The following is a 17,743-nucleotide window of genomic DNA, read 5'->3' as shown; positions in this document are numbered from 1 at the left end:
TCGGGCGAAACCATCCGCCGGACGCGTGCCGCCGCCCCGTCCCGGCACGCGCCGCCGACCTGGCCGGCACCCCGCTACGCGCACGCACCACCCCGCCACGGCACGTGCCCCGGACGCACGGCACGTGCCCCCGACAGGGCACGCTCCCGAGACACGCGGCACCTGCCCCCTACAGGGCACGTACCCGATCCGGCCTCCCCGGACAGGCAAGCGCACGTCCCGAGATCGGCACGCTCCCCAGATGTGATCGGACCGTCTTCAGACCGGCACCCGCGCGCCGGAACGGAGGACTGACTCATGGCCATCCCGCTCACCGCCGCCCGGCTCGTCGCCGCGCTGAAGGCCGAGGGCTGCACCGTTCACGAGGTCGGCGGATGGCGCACCAACAACCGCAACCACAAAGGCCCTTGGGGGCCCGTGCACGGTGTGATGATCCACCACACCGTCACCGGCCCCGGCGCGGACGTCGTCGCGCTGATCTACCGCGGTCACAGCGCCCTGCCCGGCCCGCTCGCCACCGGCTGCATCACCAAGGACGGTGTCGTCCACCTGACCGGCAACGGCCGGGCGAACCACGCCGGCGGTGGTGACGGCGACGTGCTCGACGCCGTCATCGGCGAGTCGTACGGCGCGTACCCGCCCCCGACGCACGAACACGACGGCTCGGCCGGAGCGGTCGACGGCAACGCCCGGTTCTACGGCTGGGAGTGCGAGAACAAGGGCGACGGCAGGGACCCCTGGCCGCCCGCCCAGTACCTCGCGATGGTCAAGGCCACCGCCGCGATCTGCCGCGCGCACGGCTGGGGCGCCAGGAGCACGATCGGCCACCTGGAATGGAGTGACTGGAAGGTCGACCCGCGCGGGGTCGACATGGCCGGCTTCCGCCGTGACGTCGCCGACGCCCTGGCCCTCCCGGCGGGCCTGTGGGAAGGAGAGGACCCCATGCCCCAGTACGTCAACCTCGGTGTCACCCGGCCGTACCAACTCGCGCCCGGCGCCTGGGACTCGGTGGAGCTCACCACGGAGTGGACCGACGAGACCGGCGACCACGCCACCGGCGGCAGCGTCTTCGCCCGTGGCCCGGCCCGCTTCACCGGCACCGTCAGCCTCCACATCGACAATCTGCCGGCGGGCGCGGTCGTCCAGGCCCGCATGTCGGAGTACCAGGGCGACCAGCCCCGCGCCGACCACCCGATCCACGAGATCGTCGGGACCGGCGGCGGCACCTTCGCCGTCCTGCCCGTGACGAAACGCCTTCCGTCGGGGCGCAGCATGCGGGTCCGGCTGCTGAACCAGGCCGCCGTCCCCGTCACCGTCGCGAGCGCCGTGCTGACCGTGCTGGTGTGGCAGGAGACGTGAGTACCCATACCCGGGCTTGAACCGAAGCAACGCACACGCGTTGCGAGTTGAACCGGAGTGCCGCCCTGTGATTAGGGTGCGGGTGATGTTCTGCGCAGCCGCCCCACCCTTGTCCCGAGCAAGAAGAGGCACCGCCGCCGCGAGTCGCTTCGGGAGGGCCCGTGAGTGACACGGTGACGACGCCCCGCCCGGTGGCCGCGACGACCCGGGCGCCCCAGCCGAGGGAACAGGGCACGCCGGCCCGCCCGGCCCGGCAGCGGGACGCGTTCTTCGACAACGCCAAGTACCTGGCGATCGTGCTGGTGGCCGTGGGACACGCATGGGAGCCGCTGCGGCCGGGCAGCAGGGCCGTCACCGCCCTCTACATGCTCGTCTACGCCTTCCACATGCCGGCGTTCATCATCATCTCGGGCTACTTCTCCCGCACCTTCGACGGCAGCCCGGGCCGGCTCAAGCGCCTGGTCACCGGTGTCGTCGTCCCGTACGTGGTGTTCGAGACGGCGTACACGCTGTTCACCAGATGGACCAGCCAGCACCCCGACCGCCCGGTCAGCCTGCTGGACCCCCTGTATCTGACCTGGTTCCTGGCGGCGCTGTTCGTCTGGCGGCTGACCACGCCGGTGTGGCGGCAGGTGCGGTGGCCGCTGCCGGTCGCCCTCGTCATCGCGATGCTGGCGACGCTCTCGCCGTCCATCGGCCACGACCTCGACCTGCAGCGCACCCTGCAGTTCCTGCCGTACTTCGTGTCCGGCCTGCTGCTGCGGCCGGAGCACTTCCGGCTGGTGCGACGCCGCAAGGCGCGGATCCTCGCCGTGCCGGTGGCCGTCGGTGCCCTGGGTGTGGCGTACTGGGCGGTCCCGCGAATGAACTACGCCTGGTTCTTCCACGCCGACAGTGCCCGGGACCTGGCCGCGCCCCCGTGGTACGGGCCCCTGATGACCCTGGCAGCCTTCGGCTGCTCGGTGGTCCTGGTGGCCTGCTTCCTCGCCTGGGTGCCCGGACGCCGCATGTGGTTCACGGTGCTGGGCGCGGGCACGTTGTGCGGCTATCTGCTGCACGGATTCGTCGCGCAGGCGGCCAAGCACTGGGGCTGGTACGAGCCGGACTGGGTGCGGGGGCCTCTCGGCGCGGTCGCCGCCACCCTGGTCGCGGCCGTGGTCGTCACCGCGCTGTGCACGCCTCCCGTACGGCGGGTGTTCCGCTGTGTGACGGAGCCCGGGATGGCGTGGGCCTTCGCCACGGGGCACACGGCCACGCCCCCGGGCGATGCCCGTCGAGCTGCGCGGTGAGGGCCGGGCCCGCACGCTGCGATCCGAACCCTGGCCGCCGGGTGAGCGGCCGTGCCACCCGCTGTCCTGCCACTGCGGCAGCGCCTGGCCCCACGACCACGCGTCATCGCGCCCGGCCTCGTCCGCCACGGACTGCCGTGGGAACTCGCGTGGCTCACGGAGGGGCTCGTGGCGACGTCCGCCCGTCACGGGCACCGGCTGCCCGAGGTCATCGCCGGCTACGACCGCTCCGTCGCGCCGAAGCCGGTGCCGTACCCGTACTCGCCGCAGGCGTGGGCGGCGGCGAGCACGCTTCGCCCTGCGCACGGCACGGGGCTGACGTGCACCGGGTCAGGCGTGGCGCGTGTGGAGTCGGTAGAACAGCAGCAGGAAGAGGCCCGCCGTGAGGGCCAGCGACATCAGGACCATGGCCCGGGGATCATTGTCGGACCGGCTGTAGAGGAATCCGAACGCGACACCGGCGAACACGGCCCGGCTCAGGGCGCGCAAGGCGTGCAGGTCTGGCCGCAGGCTCCGGGCCACCAGGTCCACGGCGGCGTACAGCACGAAGAACGCGAGTGCGCTGAACACTCCCAGCCGGACGTCGCCCGCGGTGATCGGACCGCCGTGACGCCAGTTGACGGCAGCCCAGTTGCCGTAGACGGGGGCGATGACCCCGGGCAGGCCCCATCGCGCGATCTTGTGGGTCCGCTCGCTGAAGACGTCGGGCCTCCCGGTGCGGATGCCGCTCGGCGCGGGTGCTGTCGGTGCCATCGGTCCATTCCCTTCCTCCGCGCTCACGCGGTCACAGCGGCCCAATCTCGCATGCCCGGCATAGGGGTGGCGTCAGTTTTCGCTGTGTGCCGCGCGGTATGCCTACTGCGGGGGACGGGGCTCGTGCTCCACCCCCGCGTGCCCGCTCAGCGCCAGGCTCATCTGCTGCTGGGTCTCCTCGGCCACCACACGAGCCTCCTCGACGACGTCACCGCGCTCGCGGATGAGGCTCTCGTAGATGGGCAGTTCTTCGGTCCGGGTCGAGTCGGGTTTCACAGGGGTTTCCTATCGCTTCGCAGCTGAAATCTGGGGGGTCCGAGTAAGTCTGCGTCATGGCCCCTCTCCGCGTTACCCACCCCCGTCCTGTCCAGAATTCGGTCACGTACTTCGCGAATTCCCCATCTTTGCGACCGCGAGTTGTGCATACCGCACGTGAAAGGGCCCCGGGAATCGCTTCCCGGGGCCCTTCACGCGGAAATCGTCAGAGCGAGGTCGTGTGAACGCCCGCGCTCGTGCCCGCCGCAGCGCCCTCCGTCGAGAGAACCGCCTGCACGGTGGCGCAGGCCTCGCCGGTCAGGGGACCGACCAGGCCGGCGGAGAGGCCGCCCACGAGGCCCGCGGAGGCGCTGACGCCCGCGTTGCCGCCGGAGACCTGCTCCAGGGCGGCGTCGGACAGCTCGGCGGTGTCGACCCGAGGGGTGAGGTTCATAGGGGTGTTTCCCTTCACGTGAATGTCTCGCCATGGCGGTGAGCGCGGGATGGTCGCCGGATCCGTGAACCGGGATTCCGTCCCCGGCGGTACCGCCGTACGCAGGATCAAAACACTTCCCGGGAGGAGACGGCCAGTCGCCCGCCGACCGCGCACGGTGCTTTTCGGTGACCGTCTTCACCGCTATGACCACGGAGTCACCGGATATACACACTCCTTCACGCGGCCCGCCGCCCGGCCCCGCCCGGGAGTGTTGCGCGCTCATTCCCGAAGCGGGCACTTCGGCCCCAAGCCCTCTTGCCCGTGCGCGGATCCGGCGGCGGGACGGGTGTCCCGCCGCCGAATCCGCCCACGGTGTGCAGATGTGCTGGAGCTTCGGGCCACGTCCCCGTCAGGCCGCCGCGGCCGGCTGCATCAGACGGGCCAGCAGGTCGTCCAGGGTGACCAGACCGGTGAGCCGGCCGGAGCCGTCGCGGACCACGGCCAGAGAGGCCCGGCGGCGGCGCAGCACCTCGATCGCGTCGGCGACCGTGGTGGCCTCCGTCAGCTCCGGCACCGGCCGGGCCAGTTCCCGCGCGGACGTGGCACGTCCCCGGGCCCGGGCGACCAGGGCGTCCCGGGCGTGCACCGACCCGAGGACGACGCCGTTCTCGCGCACGAGCAGCCGGGTGCGGTCGTGGGCGGCGGCCAGCCGCAGCAGCGCCTCGACATCCGCGCCGCCCTCGACCCAGCTGATCTCGGCCGCCGGGATCCGCAGTGCGGCCACCGGCGTCTCCGGCTCGGTCAGCGAGCGGGTCAGCAGCTCCGAATCGGCCGCGCTGATCAGGCCCAGCCGCTCGGACTCCTCCACCAGACGCGTCAACTGCTCCCGGTTGTGCACCGAGGCCAGCTCGTCACGCGGCGCCACCCGGCACAGCCGTACCAGGGAGTTGCTCACCCGGTTGAGCAGCCGGATCAGCGGACGTACGGTCCGCACCACCGCCCGGAAGGGCGGCGACAGCAGCATCGCCGAACGCTCGGGGTGGGCGATCGCCCAGGACTTGGGCGCCATCTCGCCGACCACCATGTGCAGGAACACCACCACGACCATCGCCACGGCGAACGCGACGCCGTAACTCACGGCGCTGGGCAGGCCCAGCTCGTGCAGCAGCGGGTCGAGTTCGTGCGAGATCGCCGGCTTCGACACCGAGCCCAGCCCCAGGGTGCACACGGTGATGCCCAGCTGGGCGCCGGCCAGCATCAGCGACAGCTCGCGCATCCCGGCCAGGGCCGCCCCGGCGCCGCGCCGGCCCTCGGCCGCCGCCTTCTCCATGCGGTGCCGCTTGGCGGCGACCAGCGCGAACTCGGCCGCCACGAAGAAGCCGCTGCCGATGAGCAGCAGCACGGTCACGAAGACCGCCATCGGGAAACTCACGCCATCTCCTCGGCTTCCGCGGCTTCCTCGGCTGCCGCGAACGGACTGATCCGTACGCGGTCGGCCACGTGCCGGTCGAGCGTGCGGACGTCGATCACGGCCCGGCCGCCCTCGGGCAGCTCGGCCGTGACCCGGTCGCCCACCGTCGGGAAGCGGCCGAGCCGGTCCACGACCAGGCCGGCCACGGTGTCGTAGTCGTCGTCCTCCGGCAGCCGGATCCCGGTGGCCTCGGCCACCTCGTCCAGCCGGCGGCCCGCGTCCACCAGCCAGCCGTCGCCGTCCGCGACGGCGAGCACGGTGACCTTGTCGGACTCGTCGGCGATGTCACCGACCAGCTCCTCGGCGATGTCCTCGTACGTGACGATGCCGGCCACGCCGCCGTGCTCGTCCAGGACGACCGCGAACTCGTCGTCCTGCTCCCGCATCCGCGCCACGGCGTCGGGCAGCGCGAGCGTGTCCGGCAGCAGCAGCGGCTTCCGGGCCACCTCACCGGCGGTGGCGCCGGCGAGGGGGGCGGCGGGCAGCGCCATCAGCTCGCGCACGCCCAGCACACCGGCGATGTCGTCCGGGTGGTCGCCGAGCACCGGGTAGTTGGAGTGACCGTGCTCGGCGATCAGGCCGATCGCCTCCTCGGCGACGGCGTCCTTGCGCACGAAGACGGCGTCGGCGCGCGGCACCATCACCTCGTCGAGGGTGCGCTCGGAGAACTCCAGCGCGTGGTCCAGCAGCGCGGCGGTGTCCTTGGGCAGCTCGCCCCGCTCGTGGGACTCGCCGATCAGGTGGCCCAGCTCCTCCAGCGTGGCGCCGTGGTGCAGCTCCTCGACCGGTTCGATGCCGGCCTTGCGCAGCAGCCTGTTCGCCGCGCTGTCGAAGACGTGCACGAGGGGGCCGACGACCTTCAGATACGCCAGCGTGGACGGAGCCAGCGCCTTCGCCAGCCGCTCGGGCACGGCGATGGCGAGGTTCTTCGGGGCCAGCTCGCCCAGCACCATCTGCACGACCGTGGCCAGCACGAAGGCGAGCACCACGGAGACGCCGCTCACGGCCGCGTCGGGCAGGCCGAGCCCGGACAGGGCGGGCTTCAGCAGTGCGGACACCGACGGCTCGGCGGTGAAGCCGACGACCAGCCCGGTGACGGTGATGCCGAGCTGCGCGCCCGACAGCATGAACGACAGCCGCTCCAGCACCCTCAGGGCGCGGGCGGCCTTGCGGTCACCGGCCTCGGCCTCACGCGCGAGGGTGAGCCGGTCGGCGGAGACGTAGGCGAACTCCTGGGCCACGAAGTAGCCGGTGCCCGCGGTCAGCACGAACACGGCGAGCAGACCCAGCAGGGCCTCGGCGGCACTCATCGAACACCACCCCGCCATGTGCCGCGATCACTGGTGCCGTGGCGGGATGGTCGGGGACTGTGCCCCGGAGGGTCCGTCGGACTGGCGGACAAGAACGTGCTCCTCATGTGTGGTCTGTATCCGGGACAACGTTCGCCGTCGCGCCGGTGTTCCCGGATTCTACGACCGTGTAGATCACACCGTCGGAGGACGCGACGCCCGGGGCTGCCCGGCAGACGGGGGTGCGGCCGGACCACGGTCACCGTCACCCTCCGCTTCGCCCGTGCCGTTCGGCCTGACGGCCTCAGGGCGTTCGGCGCACCGCCTGCTGCACGTCCGCGCTCGACAGGGTCTGCGGAGACGCCGTGAACGCCCGCAGGCGGATCCGGACCCCCGGCCGGGGCAGGCCGTAGCGGCCCGCGGGCGGGCGCAGTTCGTACCGGGCGGTGCGGTGTGCCGGCAGCGTGCGCGGGCCCCGGACGATCCGCCAGTACGGGTCCATGCCCTGGCCCGTGGTCAGGGTGAAGTGGGGGGCGAGGGGGGTGTCGTCCGTGTTGGTGACCTGGAGGGCGAGGCGGGAGACGGTCGCCGGGGTGGCGTGGCGGACCGCCGTGACCCGCATGCGCAGGGGCGGCGTGCCCGTTGCCGCCACCGCGGCGCTGCCCAGCGCGGGCACGAGCAGCAGCGCCACCGCCACGTGACGGGCCGGACGGCGGCGCGGCCCGGACAGCAGGCGCAGGCGCGGCTGCCACCCCCGGGCGAAGGCCGACGCCGGAGCGGTCACCGCCGCCGCCAGCCACAGCGGCGTCATCATCAGGTAGTAGCCGTCCTGCGACCGGGTCGCCAGAAAGAAGGCACACCAGGGCAGGACGGTCGCGGCCGGGCCCAGCCGCCGGACGAACAGCACGAACAGCGCGAGCAGGCCGGCGAGCAGCAGCAAGCTCGCGTGGGAGTACCAGTCGAGCCGGTCGCTGCCGTTCGTCAGGTACAGCGAGATGCCCACCACGCCCTGCCCGTGCAGCACCGCACCCTGCGTCAGCGGCAGCGCGACCCCCGCCAGCCAGCGGCCGGGTTCGGTCACGATGAAGTAGGCGTTGATCAGCAGCCACACGGCCGTCGCCGCACCGGCGTACCGCAGCACCACCCGTGCCGCAGCCCGTCCGCCCAGTTCGCCGCGCCGTACCGCGTAGATCCCGGCCAGCAGGAACGGCGCCAGGAACCACGGCAGTTGCTGCGCCGCGCACGCCGCCCCCAGACACGCGGCCCGCGCCAGGCCGGCCGTTCCGAGCAGCCCGCCCTCACCGGTCCGATGCCAGCGCACCACCACCGGCACCAGCAGGGCCAGCGCCACGATCGCCGGGTAGCCGAGCCGCCCGTACGACGGCAGCATGCCGAAGCCCAGGCACACCATGGTCGCCGCCGACCGCCACGGCGCCGGCAGCATCCGCCACAGCACGACCGTGCCGGCGATCAGCGCGCTCGTGCTCACCGCCGTCGCCGGCGCACCACCGTGCCCCAGCCACAGCAGCGGCGCGGCCAGCAGCGGGGCCAGCGGCGGATAGCCGTAGGTGAGGTCGTAGCCGCCGCTGACCGTCGGGGTGAGCGCCACGCCGTGGCCGAAGAGCCAGGGCCACGGCTGTCCGTACACCGCATGCCCCGTGGCCAGTTCCCGTGCCGCCTGGGTGGTGAGCAGCGCCTCGTCGGAGCCGTTGTGGAGCATGATCCACGCGCACAGCGTGATCGTCACGCCCGTCACCAGCACGCACAGGTCCACCCGGGCCAGCGAACGGGACCGGCGGACGACCAGGGCCAGCACCCCGCACGCCAGGATCGAGGCGTAGCACAGCGAGATCACCGCGGCCACGGCCGGCCGGTGACTGGCCGCAGCCGTCCACACCGCCCGCGTGCCGATCAGCAGACTGATGTCGGCGAGCAAGGTCAGGACGCGATGCCACTGGGCCGGGGGAGGCGGCGGCACCGACACCGCCGACTGCGTCCGCGGGCCGGGCACCACCAGCGTGGTTTCTGCCGAGTACACGCCGCAGGACGCTAGTCGCCGCCGGTGAGGGAGGCCCGGACGGAGGTGAAGATTCCGGTGTGAGCCGAGTAAGGGGTCCTTGCACTATGAGCGTCCGATCAGGCCGCGCGACCCGGGCGGGCATAGTGCTAGGACCCCTAAGCGGCCCAGCCGTTTCAGTACACGTCCCGCACGTACCGCTTGTCCGCCGCGAGCTGCTTCACGTACGCGGCGGCCTCCGCCTCGCCCAGCCCGCCGTGCGCCACGGCGATGTCCCGGAGCGCCCGGTCCACGTCCCTCGCCATGCGGGAGGCGTCACCGCAGACGTAGAAGCGGGCCCCGTCGCGCAGCCAGTGCCACAGCTCCGGCCCGTGCTCGCGCATCCGGTCCTGCACGTACACCTTGTTGCGCTGGTCGCGGGAGAAGGCGGTGTCCAGACGCGTGAGAGTGCCCTCGTCGAGCAGGGCCGTCAGCTCGTCCTCGTAGTAGAAGTCCGTCGTGCGGTGCTGCTCGCCGAAGAACAGCCAGTTGGGGGCCCGGTGCCCGAGCGCCCGCCGCTCCTCGAGGAAGCCGACGAAGGGCGCCACGCCGGTGCCCGGGCCGACCATGATTATCGGCGTCGACGCGTCGGCCGGCGGCCGGAAGTGCGGCGAGCGCTGCACGAACACCGGCACCTCGGTGTCCGGTTCCGAGTCGGCCAGGAACGGCGAGCACACCCCGCCCCGCGCCCGGCCGTGCAGGTTCTCGTACCGCACCACGGACACGGTCAGCGACACCCGCCGGGGATCGACCAGGGGGCTGGACGATATGGAGTACAGCCGCGGCTGGAGCTTCCTGAGCACCCCCGCCCACTCCCCGGCGCTCGCCCGCACCCCGTACTCGGCGACCACGTCCACGGCCTGCCGACCCCAACTCCACTGCGCCAGCCCGTCCTTGTTGTCGGGCCGCAGCAGCCTGCGCAACTCGTGCCTGTCCCGGGCGCGTTCGGCCACGAAGCGCAGCAGGTCCGGGGTGATCCGCGTGATGTCGAGGTGCCGGTGCAGGGCTTCGGAGAACGGGACCTCGCCCACGCCCGCGACCTCCACGGCCGCCGACGCGTCCAGCCCGGTCACCGCCAGCCACTCCTCCACCAGCGCGGGCGCGTTGACGGGCCGCACCCCCAGCGCGTCCCCGGCCTCGTAGGCCAGGTCCGTGCCGCTCGTGTCGAAGGTGAACCGCCGCACCTCCTTGCCCGCGCCCGGCCCGCTGAGCAGCCGGTTGCCCACGAGACGGGCGGTGGTGACGGGCTCGGCCTTCGTCCTGGGCTTCTCGGTGGGGCCGCCGGCCGTACCGCCCAGCGCCGAGAGCACCTGGTCGAGCCACTCCCCGGCGGACGGCTCGTAGTCCGGCTCGCAGTCCGTACGCGGGGCCAGCCGCACCCCGCCCAGTTCGCCGAGTCGCGCGTCCAGCCGCCGCCCGTGCCCGCAGAAGTCGTCGTACGAGGAGTCGCCGAAGGCCAGCACGGCGTACCGCACCCCGTCCAGCCGCGGGGCCCGCTCGCCGCAGAGCGCGTCCCAGAAGCCGGAGCCGTTGTCGGGCGCGTCGCCGTCCCCGAACGTGCTGGTGATGAAGAGCAGGTCGGCCGTGCGGGCGAGCGCCCCGACATCGGCGTCGTCCATGCCGACGAGGGTCGTACGGTGCCCGGTCGCGGTCAGCCGTTCGGCGGTGGCGGAGGCGAATTCCTCGGCGTTGCCGGTCTGCGAGGCCCACAGCACGACGACCTCACGGCCGGACTTCTCCTGCGGGGCCGCGGCCGCGGTCCGCGAGTACATGCCGGCGAGGACCCCGTTGACCCACAGCGCGTGCTCGGGTGAGAAGGGCGCGTCGGGCGGCAGCACCGGCACGCCCGGGGCGCCCGAGCCGAGCCCGGCCAGGAAACCGGTGAGGTACTGGCGTTCCTGGGCGGACAGGACCGGGGGCGGGGAGGGTTCGATGCCGAAGGGGCCGGTGCCGCCCGGCGTCACGGCCGTGGGTGTCAGGGCCGGTCCCTCCGGCGCGGGCGTCGCCACCCTCGCCAGCGACACGGCACACACCTTGAACTCCGGCTGGAACGACAGCGGATCGACCGCGTCGCTCGTCACCGCGTTGATGCTCAGGTACTCGCCGAACAGGTCGTTCCAGTGGAACGGCGCGAAGCAGCACCCCGGCCGCACCCGGTCCGTCACCACCGCCGGCAGCACGGCCCGCCCGCGCCGCGAGGCGACCTCGACGAGATCGCCCTCCGCGACGCCGAGCCCGTCCGCGTCCTGCGGATGGATCTCCACGAACGGCCCGGGGTTCAGCTTGTTGAGCTTGGCGACCTTCCCGGTCTTCGTCAGGGTGTGCCACTGGTGCTGCACCCGCCCGGTGTTGAGCACGAACGGGTAGTCGTCGTCCGGCATCTCGGCGGCGGGCAGGTGCGGCCGGGCGAAGAAGACGGCCCGCCCGCTCGCCGTCGGGAACCGCAGCCCACCGCCCCCGACGTACCGGATCGGATTGCGCGCCGGCCCGTCCTCGCTCGCGGCCGGCCACTGCACGGGTGTCTCCCGCAGCCGCTCGTAGCTCACCCCGTGCAGATCCCACCCGGTCTTCGGGTTCCCGAACCGCCGGATCTCCTCGAAGACCTGCTCCGCGCTGTCGTACGAGAACCCCTTCTCGTACCCCATCGCGCACGCGACCTCCGCGATGATCCGCCAGTCGGCCATCGCCTCCCCGGGCGGGTCCGCGGCGGACTGTGTCAGCGTGAGGTTGCGCTCGCTGTTGACGAAGACGCCCTCCGCCTCGGTCCACATCGCGCCGGGCAGGACGACATCGGCGTACGCGTTCGTCTCGGTGTCCGTGAACACGTCCTGCGTGACGACGAACTCGGCGGCCTCCAGACCCTCGATGACCGTGCGGCGGTTGGCGACCGAGGCGACCGGGTTGGTGCAGATGATCCAGCAGGCCTTGATCTCCCCGTCGGCCATCTTCCGGAACATCTCGACCGTGCCCTGCCCGACACCGTCCTTGCGCAGCGTCCCGGGCGGCAGCTCCCACACCTCCTCGGTGAACGCCCGCTCCTCGTCTACGAGCACGGACCGCTGCCCCGGCAGCCCCGGGCCCATGTAGCCCATCTCGCGCCCGCCCATGGCGTTGGGCTGTCCGGTCAGGGAGAAGGGCCCGGCGCCGGGACGGCAGATGGCGCCGGTCGCCAGATGCAGGTTGACCAGGGCGTTGGTGTTCCAGGTGCCGTGCGTGGACTGGTTGAGGCCCATGGTCCAGCAGGACATCCACCGGGTGCCGGCCTCGCCGATCAGCCGGGCGGCTTCCCGCAGGTCGTCCTCCGCGAGTCCGGTGATCTCCGCGACGGCCGCCGGGGTGTACTCGGCGAGGAAGCCGGGCAGTTCCTCCCAGCCCTCGGTGTGCGCGGCGACGAACTCCGCGTCGGTGTGCCCGCTCTCGTACAGCAGATGCAGCAGACCGTTCAGCAGCGCCAGGTCGGTCCCCGGTTCGAGCTGCAGGAACAGATCGGCTTTGGCGGCGGTCGCGGTCCGCCGCGGATCGACGACGATCAGCTTGGCGCCCGCCTTGACCCGCTCCATCATCCGCAGGAAGAGAATCGGATGGCAGTCGGCCATGTTCGACCCGATGACGAGGAACGCGTCCGCCCGGTCGAAGTCCTCGTACGACCCGGGCGGCCCGTCCGCGCCCAGCGACAGCTTGTAGCCGGTGCCCGCGCTCGCCATGCACAGCCGCGAGTTCGACTCGATCCGGTTCGTCCGTACGAACCCCTTGGCCAGCTTGTTCGCCAGGTACTGCGCCTCCAGGCTCATCTGCCCGGACACGTAGAAGGCGACCGCGTCCGGCCCGTGCTCGTCGACGATCGCCCGCAGCCGTGCGGCGGTCCCGGCGATCGCGTCGGCCACCGGCGCCGGGGCCGCCTCCTCGCCCCGGTCGTCCCGCACCAGCGCGGTGGTCAGCCGGCCGGGCGCGGCGAGCATGTCGGCCGTGGTCGCGCCCTTGGTGCACAGCCGGCCGGCATTCGCCGGGTGCGCCTTGTCACCGGAGGCCTTGAGGACGGTGCGCCGCCCGTCGGGCCCCGTCCCCACGTCGAGCACGAGGCCGCAGCCGACACCGCAGTACGAGCAGACGGTGCGCACCTGCCGTGTGTCCTGCGGGGTCCCGGGAATCGTGGTCATGCCCCCGACGGTACGAATCGCCCGTTACGCCACTGTCACACGGCTTGATCATCAGGGGTTACGCCCGTCACACAGCCGCCTTCCGGCCGTTGTGAGGTGCGGTGAGGTCGCGGAGCGTGTCGCATTGGGCCGAACGGGTGACCGTGCGCAACAATTGACCGATGCAGACAGCCAGCGCGAGCCAGGACGGAGCATGCCGGTGAACAGCCACGATGTCACCGACGAACAGTGGGAGGGGCTCGCCCAGGTCGTGCCGCTGCGGGGCCGGGACGCCTGGCCTTCCTCCGTCGACCACCGGTCCGTGCCCGAGGCCGAGACAGAGGCTCGGCGCCGCTTCGTCGTCCTGCGGGTGAACGTCTTCGCCGACGCCCGCGACGTCGCCGAGACGTTGATGGCGGGCGTGCCCGTCCTCCTCGACCTGACCAGCGCGGAGACGGAGGTCGCGAAGCGGGTGCTCGACTTCAGCACGGGGGTCGTCTTCGGCCTGGCGAGCGGGATGCATCGGGTGGACCGCAACGTGTTCCTGCTGACACCGGCGGGGACCGAGGTGACGGGGCTGATGGAGGGGGTCGGTGTCCCCGATCTGTGACGCCGACGGTGCCGAGGGCTGCGTGGTGGCCCCGGAGGCCTTGAGGCATGAGTGCGCCCGGCTGCCGGAGCGGCCGGGAGGCACTGGGGTGTGAGGGGGCCGGCAGCCCCTGAGGCGTGAGCGGGCCTGGCTGCCGGAGCGGCTTTGTGGTTCCGGGGCGCGAGCGTGCACGGGTTGCCGGAGTGGCCGGGCGGTTCCGAGGCGCGTGAGCGGGCCGTGCTGCCGGGTCGCCCGATCGTAGGAACCCCCCGGAGACGGAACGGTTCGTCCCGCCTGCGGAGCCCTACCGTCCGCGTATGACCCACCCCCCGCACCCCGACCGCACCCGTGTCACGGAACTGCGTCTGGCCGCCTTCGCCGCCCACCGCCGCGCCTCGTTCCCGCTCGGGCCGCTGACCCTCCTCGCCGGTCCCAGCGGCTCCGGAAAGACCAGCGCGCTGCGGGCGTACGAGGCTCTCGCCCGGCTCGGCGGCGGCGCCGGACTCGACGAGGCGTTCCCGGACCCCGTGGCCTGCGTCCCGGAGCGGGCCCGGCCCGACGCGCAGCACCGCCGCGGCTTCCGCATCGGCTGTACGGCCGACGGCCCCGCAGGCCCGGTCCGGCTCGATGTCGCCGTGCAGGCCGAGCCCGAGCTGCGCATCGTCGGTGAGCGCCTGACGGCCGACGGACTGGTCCTGCTGGAGACCGCCCTGCGCGACCCGGGGAAGCGCACCGTCCAGGCCGCCTGGCACACGGCCGGGCCGACACCGGTGACCCGCGGCCCCCTGCCCGACGACCGGCTCGGCACCGCCCTGCTCCCGCTGCGCGTGGCCGGCACGACGCCTGGGCAGCGCAGGGTGCTGGCCGCCGCCGAGCAGATGGTGGTCGCCCTGCGCTCCGCCTTCTCGTGCGACCCCGAACCCGCCCGCATGCGCGGCCCCGCCCCTACCGGCTCCGGCCGGCTGCTCGGCGACTGCGGCAACCTCGCCGACGTCCTGTGTCGCACCCGCGCCGAGTGCGGCCGGCGGCACGCGCAGTTCGTGGCGGCGGTGCGGGCGGGCTGTGCCGGGCCCGTGGCGGACGTGCTCGCGGAGCGGACGGCTCACCCCCTCGCCGGACCGGTCGGAGGCAGGCCCACTGGACCGACTGCGGACGGGCTCGCCCCGCCGGCGGGGGGCAGGCTCACCCGCAAGGCCGGGGACACGCCCCGGCCGCCTGCGGACGCGCTCGCCCGCCCGGCGGGCAAGCTCGTCCGGCCGGACGCTCCGGCGACCGTCCGCGCGGTGCTCGATCGCGGCGACGGCGTCCGCACGGACCTGGGACGGCTCGGCCACGGCGAACTCCGCTACGTCGCCCTCGCACTCGTCCTGCTCACCGGCCCCGGCGTCCTGGAGGTCGACCCGGCCGGTGAAGTGCCCGCCGCGCTGCAGACGCTCACCGTCCTCGCCGACGGCTTCGACCGGGGCCTGGACCCGCGGCAGCGGCAGGAACTGCTGCGGCTGGCGGCGCGGATGTGCGAGCGGGGGCACATCCGGCTCCTCGGCGCGGTCGGCGACGCCTCCTGGGCCGCCGGGGTGGAGGGAGTCACGGTGGTACACCTGAACCGTGACTGATCCACTGGACGCACCGCAGCGCGGCCCCCGTGACGAACCCCTGGACGTGGCGGGGCTCCAGCGCCGGCTGGCCGAATTCGCCGCCGCGCGGAACTGGCAGCCGTACCACACCCCCAAGAACCTGGTCGCCGCCCTCAGCGTGGAGGCGTCCGAACTGGTCGAGATCTTCCAGTGGTTGACGCCCGAGGAGTCGGCCCGGGTCATGACAGATCCGGACACCGCGCAGCGCGTCACCGACGAGGTGGCCGACGTGCTCGCGTATCTGCTCCAGCTGTGCGAGGTGCTCGGCATCGACCCGCTGGCCGCGCTGGACGCGAAGATCGACCGGAACGAGGGGAGGTTCCCGATCTAGCAGCGGCCCCCGATCCAGGAGCCGAACAGTCCACTTGTACTCTGCGTGACCAAGGTGCGGTCCGAATCCGAATTGTTGTCCGCAGATTTCCGTCTTCCTCTGGCTTTTCGTCTCACTCGCCCTCACTCTGGGTAGTGAACAAGGGAGTTCGGGCAGCGGACGCGCGGAGCGCGTCGGGACAGACGGGGGCAGCGCATCATGGACGCAGTGCGGCTCATCGTGACGAGCAGGCGGTCCCTGGCCGCGGGCGGCGAGGTGCGGGAGATCCTGGCCGAGGTGTGGCAGGCGCAGGCCCTCGCACAGGCGATAGGCAGCCGCCTCGCGGTCGCCGGGCCGCCCGAACTGCGCGGCGAGGCACTGGGGTTGACGGAGCTGGCGGGCCGGGGCTGCGGCGTCCTCGACCCGCCCGAACTGGGTCCTGGTGAGCTGCGGGCGGGCCAGCTCACCGACTTGGGCGACGCCCGCCCCACCCTGATGTACCTCGGCGGCCTCCTCGGCGAGGTCGGCATCGCCCTCGTGGGCCTGGCCAGCGCCGCGGACGACGAGGGCACGTACTGGCAGTGCATGGAGGCGATCGACGCGGCCGACGAGTCCCGCGACCGGGTCCTGGAGATGCTCCGCAGACTCGCCGACCGGGAGCAGGCGTTACCGGAGAAGGAGGAGGAGCGGGCGGAGCAGCGGGAAGGGGGAGCCGGGCGGCGCGGATCCCCGGGCGCGGTGGCGGCCTCGGGCCCTGTCGCCACATTCCCGTCCGCCCCACGATGACGACAGGGCCCTAACCGGCCTGCCCTTCCTCGACAACCCCCGACCCGAATCCCCCGCGGCCTGAAGGTCCGCGTCCAGTGCCGACAGATCCGCGTTCAAGGCCGCCGTCAGCTCCTCCATCTGCTGCAACAGCCCTCTCGGCTGCCCCGTCCCGCCCTGCTGCGGCACGGTCTCTTCGACATGACGGCCTCCTCGGGCCCCTGGCCCCCGGGGAGGCCGACGCGGGTGACGCCCCGGCGTCACCGGCCGGTGCGGAAGCCGCTGGCTCCGGCTCCGCCCGAGCCAGCGATCATCACCGGGGCCGGTCACCGGCCGGGTCAGGCCCGACCCGCGGTATGGATGTGATTTCACCCGACCGGGGACCGGCCGGGACGGGGGACCGACCTCATGATCGCGGAACCCGGCGTGCAGGATGGAAGCATGGATCTCCGCATCTTCACCGAGCCCCAGCAGGGGGCCACCTATGACACTCTGCTCGCCGTCGCCAAGGCCACCGAGGACCTCGGCTTCGACGCCTTCTTCCGTTCCGACCACTACCTCCGCATGGGCAACGCGGACGGTCTGCCCGGCCCCACCGACGCCTGGATCACCCTGGCCGGGCTCGCCCGTGAGACCAAGCGCATCCGCCTCGGCACCCTGATGACCGCAGGCACGTTCCGGCTGCCCGGCGTACTCGCCATCCAGGTCGCGCAGGTCGACCAGATGTCCGGCGGCCGGGTCGAACTCGGCCTGGGCGCCGGCTGGTTCGAGGAGGAGCACAAGGCCTACGGCATCCCCTTCCCCAAGGAGAAGTTCGCCCGCCTCGAGGAGCAGCTGGAGATCGTCACCGGCCTGTGGGCGACGGACCCCGGCAAGACCTTCGATTTCCACGGCACCTACTACGACCTCACGGACTCTCCCGCGCTGCCCAAGCCGGCGCAGAAGAAGATCCCCGTGCTCGTCGGCGGCCACGGCCCGGCCCGCACCCCGCGGCTGGCCGCCAAGTACGCCGACGAGTTCAACATGCCGTTCGCCTCCGTCGAGGACAGCGAGCGCCAGTTCGGCCGGGTGCGCGCCGCCGCCGAGGAGGCCGGCCGCCGCGGCGACGACCTGACCTACTCCAACGCCCTGGTCGTCTGCGTCGGCCGGGACGACCAGGAGGTCGCCCGCCGGGCCGCCGCGATCGGCCGCGAGGTCGACGAGCTGAAGCTCAACGGCCTGGCCGGCTCCCCGGCAGAGGTCGTCGACAAGATCGGCCGCTACGCGGAGGCCGGCTCCCGCCGCATCTACCTCCAGGTCCTCGACCTGGACGACCTGGACCACCTGGAACTGATCTCCTCGCAGGTGCAGTCACAGCTGTCGTAACAAGGACCGGCCGCCCCCGGCCCGCCGCGGCGGCCC

Annotated in this window: 14 protein-coding genes; 7 read left to right on the top strand and 7 right to left on the bottom strand. The window is 72.8% G+C overall.

Annotated features, from left to right (window positions below; all coding sequences use genetic code 11):
• The first annotated feature begins 297 nt into the window (after nucleotides 1–297).
• Together ACWD1U_RS02770 and ACWD1U_RS02765 are read left to right on the top strand one after the other, a co-directional pair.
• Nucleotides 298–1,359: a peptidoglycan recognition protein family protein gene (locus tag ACWD1U_RS02770; protein ID WP_451103855.1), complete on the top strand. Its 1,062-nt coding sequence runs from the start codon at nucleotides 298–300 to the stop codon at nucleotides 1,357–1,359.
• A 161-nt stretch (nucleotides 1,360–1,520) separates the two neighbouring features.
• Nucleotides 1,521–2,648 carry an acyltransferase family protein gene (locus ACWD1U_RS02765; protein WP_451103854.1) on the top strand — a complete coding sequence of 376 codons (1,128 nt, stop codon included), beginning with the start codon at nucleotides 1,521–1,523 and terminating at the stop codon, nucleotides 2,646–2,648.
• A 330-nt stretch (nucleotides 2,649–2,978) separates the two neighbouring features.
• Here the strand turns inward: ACWD1U_RS02765 and ACWD1U_RS02760 are convergent, their stop codons facing one another.
• The 7 genes from ACWD1U_RS02760 to ACWD1U_RS02730 all read right to left on the bottom strand — a co-directional run bounded on the left by ACWD1U_RS02760 (nucleotide 2,979) and on the right by ACWD1U_RS02730 (nucleotide 13,065).
• Entirely contained in the window at nucleotides 2,979–3,401 is a 423-nt protein-coding gene (locus ACWD1U_RS02760; RefSeq protein WP_451103853.1) for a hypothetical protein, read from the bottom strand.
• A gap of 102 nt (nucleotides 3,402–3,503) precedes the next feature.
• Nucleotides 3,504–3,677 carry a hypothetical protein gene (locus ACWD1U_RS02755; RefSeq protein ID WP_451103852.1) on the bottom strand — a complete coding sequence of 58 codons (174 nt, stop codon included), beginning with the start codon at nucleotides 3,675–3,677 and terminating at the stop codon, nucleotides 3,504–3,506.
• Nucleotides 3,678–3,882: 205 nt separating this feature from the next.
• On the bottom strand, nucleotides 3,883–4,110 hold the full coding sequence (locus ACWD1U_RS02750) for a hypothetical protein (RefSeq protein WP_451103851.1): 228 nt from the start codon (nucleotides 4,108–4,110) through the stop codon (nucleotides 3,883–3,885).
• Nucleotides 4,111–4,501: 391 nt separating this feature from the next.
• On the bottom strand, nucleotides 4,502–5,524 hold the full coding sequence (locus ACWD1U_RS02745; RefSeq protein ID WP_451103850.1) for a hemolysin family protein: 1,023 nt from the start codon (nucleotides 5,522–5,524) through the stop codon (nucleotides 4,502–4,504).
• On the bottom strand, nucleotides 5,521–6,873 hold the full coding sequence (locus ACWD1U_RS02740) for a hemolysin family protein (RefSeq protein ID WP_451103849.1): 1,353 nt from the start codon (nucleotides 6,871–6,873) through the stop codon (nucleotides 5,521–5,523). Before ACWD1U_RS02740 ends, ACWD1U_RS02745 begins: the two co-directional genes overlap by 4 nt.
• A gap of 283 nt (nucleotides 6,874–7,156) precedes the next feature.
• Nucleotides 7,157–8,836 (bottom strand): hypothetical protein, encoded by a 1,680-nt coding sequence (locus ACWD1U_RS02735; RefSeq protein ID WP_451103972.1) that lies wholly within the window; start codon nucleotides 8,834–8,836, stop codon nucleotides 7,157–7,159.
• Between the two features lie 209 nt (nucleotides 8,837–9,045).
• Nucleotides 9,046–13,065 carry a molybdopterin-dependent oxidoreductase gene (locus ACWD1U_RS02730; protein WP_451103848.1) on the bottom strand — a complete coding sequence of 1,340 codons (4,020 nt, stop codon included), beginning with the start codon at nucleotides 13,063–13,065 and terminating at the stop codon, nucleotides 9,046–9,048.
• Between the two features lie 193 nt (nucleotides 13,066–13,258).
• Between ACWD1U_RS02730 and ACWD1U_RS02725 the strand changes: the two genes are divergently transcribed.
• From ACWD1U_RS02725 to ACWD1U_RS02705, 5 genes are all read left to right on the top strand, one after another.
• A complete protein-coding gene (locus ACWD1U_RS02725; RefSeq protein WP_451103847.1) occupies nucleotides 13,259–13,654 on the top strand; it encodes a cell division protein SepF in 396 nt (131 codons plus the stop codon).
• Between the two features lie 296 nt (nucleotides 13,655–13,950).
• Nucleotides 13,951–15,246: an ATP-binding protein gene (locus ACWD1U_RS02720; RefSeq protein ID WP_451103846.1), complete on the top strand. Its 1,296-nt coding sequence runs from the start codon at nucleotides 13,951–13,953 to the stop codon at nucleotides 15,244–15,246.
• Nucleotides 15,239–15,598, top strand: a complete 360-nt coding sequence (locus tag ACWD1U_RS02715) for a nucleotide pyrophosphohydrolase (RefSeq protein WP_451103845.1) — start codon at nucleotides 15,239–15,241, stop codon at nucleotides 15,596–15,598. Before ACWD1U_RS02720 ends, ACWD1U_RS02715 begins: the two co-directional genes overlap by 8 nt.
• A gap of 198 nt (nucleotides 15,599–15,796) precedes the next feature.
• Complete coding sequence (locus ACWD1U_RS02710) at nucleotides 15,797–16,363, top strand: DUF6099 family protein (RefSeq protein ID WP_451103844.1); 567 nt, start codon at nucleotides 15,797–15,799, stop codon at nucleotides 16,361–16,363.
• A 420-nt stretch (nucleotides 16,364–16,783) separates the two neighbouring features.
• The gene (locus ACWD1U_RS02705) at nucleotides 16,784–17,707 is read left to right on the top strand and encodes an LLM class F420-dependent oxidoreductase (protein WP_451103843.1); all 924 of its coding nucleotides are present in this window, start codon (nucleotides 16,784–16,786) and stop codon (nucleotides 17,705–17,707) included.
• Nucleotides 17,708–17,743: the final 36 nt, after the last annotated feature.

It is taken from the genome of Streptomyces sp. NPDC002788, assembly GCF_053592115.1.
Note: the sequence above shows the minus strand (reverse complement) of the source record. Positions and strands in the feature narration are given on the sequence as shown.